At 59.7% G+C, this 1,465-nt stretch carries 1 protein-coding gene; it reads right to left on the bottom strand.

Annotation, left to right across the window (positions count from 1 at the left end):
• On the bottom strand, positions 1 to 1,078 hold a 1,078-nt coding region (locus tag NUW23_16050; GenBank protein MCR4427662.1), incomplete at its 3' end, for a TGS domain-containing protein.
• Positions 1,079 to 1,465 lie beyond the last annotated feature (387 nt).

The following is a 1,465-nucleotide window of genomic DNA, read 5'->3' as shown; positions in this document are numbered from 1 at the left end:
CACGGTAGCTCTTCGTCTTGGTCTTGTAAATCAGGATGTGGCCCGGGCAGTTCATCGGCTTGAGCACATACTCCCGTTCGTCGATGCTGAGGAAGTACATGTTTTCCCGGTAGTACTCGTTGTGCCCCGAGATCGTCCAAAGCGTGGATTCGGCGATATGGGGAGTGATTACGGGTTCATACCCACGGGCGATGTGCTCTCTGCGCCAGAAGTCCTCAATAGTGAGTCGGACCGACGCCCCTTTCGGATGGTAGAAGATCAAGCCGGCCCCGGCCTCTTCGTGGATGCTGAACAGATCCAGCTCGCGTCCGAGTTTCCTGTGGTCGCGCCTGGCGGCCTCCTCGAGCAGGCGCAGATGCTCGTCGAGCTCCGCGCGCGTGGCGAACGCGGTCCCGTAGATCCGGGAAAGCATCGGCCTGTTCTCGTCGCCGCGCCAGTAAGCACCTGCCACGTTGAGCAACTTGAATGCTCCTACCTTCCCGGTGCTAGGAAGGTGTGGGCCACGGCAGAGATCCACGAATTCCCCCTGGCTGTAGAAGGACACAAGTCCACCTTCCAGCCCCTCAACGAGTTCGAGCTTGTAAGGTTCGTTGTGCTCACGGAATCTCCGCTCCGCTTCCTCCCGGGAGACGTCCTCCCTGCGTATTAGGAGATCTTCCTTGACTATCCGGGCCATCTCGTTCTCTATCTCAACCAGGTCTTCGGGAGTGAACGAACCCGGTCGATCGAAGTCGTAGTAGAAGCCGTTGGAAATAGTGGGTCCGATGGCAAGCTTGGTCTCAGGGAACAGTCTGAGCACTGCCTGCGCCATGACGTGGGCGGTGGTGTGCCTCATCACGTCCAGACCTTCATCAGACTGCAAGGTCACAACCTGCACCTTTGAGTCACTCGTGAGAGGATGGGAGAGATCGACCAGAGTCCCGTCCACTATGGCGGCCACAGCATCCTTTGCGAGCCCACGACCGATCTTTGACGCAAGCTCACTCACGGTCGTCCCCCGGCTCACATCCATCACACATCCATCAGGGAGTGTGATGCGCACCGACTCCGGCTTGACTTGCTCACGTTCAGATGACATCCTCGAGGTCCTCCTTCTCCTAGGCTCGCAGGCATGAAGAAAGCCCGCCCCAGAACGATCATCTGGGACGGGCGTTGCCCGCGGTTCCACCCGGATTGGCGCATTCGCGCCCTCTCGCAGGCCCGGTAACGGGGGCCGGACGTCTCGGCCTACTCCCCCTGGGGTTTCAGCCGGAAGCTCCGAGGTGGTTTTCGGCCGGCAGTGCTCCGGCGGGCTCTCACCCAGTGACCTGCCGTCTCTTTGGGCCAGCCACGGCCTACTCGTCCTCTTCATCGCCACGTTCAGTCTGGAATTTGCTCCATTATAGACCGGGATCTCCTGTGGTGTCAATGGGAGTCCCCTGCGGGTCCGTGTCAAGAGTTAGTAGGTAAGCTCCCCTTGTTCGTG

The sequence above is a fragment of the Bacillota bacterium genome (assembly GCA_024655925.1).
Lineage (GTDB): Bacteria > Bacillota > DTU025 > DTU025 > JANLFS01 > JANLFS01.
The sequence above is the reverse complement of the archived record's forward strand: the minus strand, read 5'-3'. Positions and strand labels throughout refer to the sequence as shown.